The sequence below is a fragment of the Bradyrhizobium sp. Crot121 genome (assembly GCF_059512385.1).
Window position 1 is genome coordinate 1 of the sequence record NZ_JCAMOR010000275.1, and the last position, 934, is coordinate 934.

At 63.2% G+C, this 934-nt stretch carries 1 protein-coding gene; it reads right to left on the minus strand.

Translation table 11 applies throughout. The features are described from left to right. A protein-coding gene (locus tag AC5ZGW_RS46485; RefSeq protein ID WP_496114186.1) for an IS630 family transposase occupies positions 1 to 904 on the minus strand; the annotation gives its coding sequence in 2 pieces (ribosomal slippage) (positions 1 to 564 and positions 566 to 904; 903 coding nt annotated over the 2 pieces). This gene is flagged as partial in the annotation. Between the last annotated feature and the right edge of the window lie 30 nt (positions 905 to 934).

Sequence of the window (934 nt, forward strand, 5' to 3'; positions counted from 1 at the left end):
TTCTTTGGGCGTGAAGAGCTGCAGAACCTGGCCGATGGCGAGGCAGACAGCGTCGACGGTTCGGGCGGCCGCTTTTCGGAGAAGGTGCTTGAGCTTGGCAAAGACCTGTTCGATGGGATTCAGGTCGGGTGAGTATTTCGGCAGGAAGAAGAGCTTGGCTCCCGCGGAGCGGATGAGCTGACGCACGATTTTGCCTCGGTGGCTGCCGAGATTGTCCATCACGACGACGTCGCCGGGACGAAGTGTCGGGAGGAGGACCTTTTCCACGTAGAGGCGAAAGCTGTCGCCGTCGATCGGGCCCTCGATAAACCATGGCGCCTCGATCCGGTCATGGCGCAAGGCGGCCAGGAAGGTCATGGTCTTCCAGCGGCCGTGTGGAACCTTGGTGGGAAGCCTCTGGCCACGCGGCGCCCATCCCCGCAAAGCCGCCATATCGGTTCTGGTCCAGGTCTCGTCGATGAAGACCAGGCGCTCAGGCCCGACGCGATCTTGATATTTGATCCACTGGGCCCGCCGCCTTGCCACGTCGGGACGATCGCGTTCGCCAGCCACCACGCTTTTTTTTGAAGCTGAGTTTCTCGGCATGGACGAACTCCCACACCGAGCGGTAGTCGACCTTCAGCCCGCGTTCGGCGAGCTCGGCAACCAGCCCGCGCAAGGTGAAATCGCCCGCCTTGATCCGCTCCAACACCCAGACACGGTGTTCGCCAGAAATCGCTTTCGGCCGGTGCCCACCCATCTTGCCGGGCGCGATGCTGCCGGTCTCGCGCTGCCGGCGCACCCATCCAATGGCAGTGCTGACGGCGATCCCGAACTGCTCGGCCGCCTCATGGCACGACAGCCCTCCACTCACAACCGCCGCAACGACCCGCTTCCTCAAATCCAAAGAGTAAGGCTTGCCCATCCATGCCGGCCTCCAGCCCAGCCAGCATGG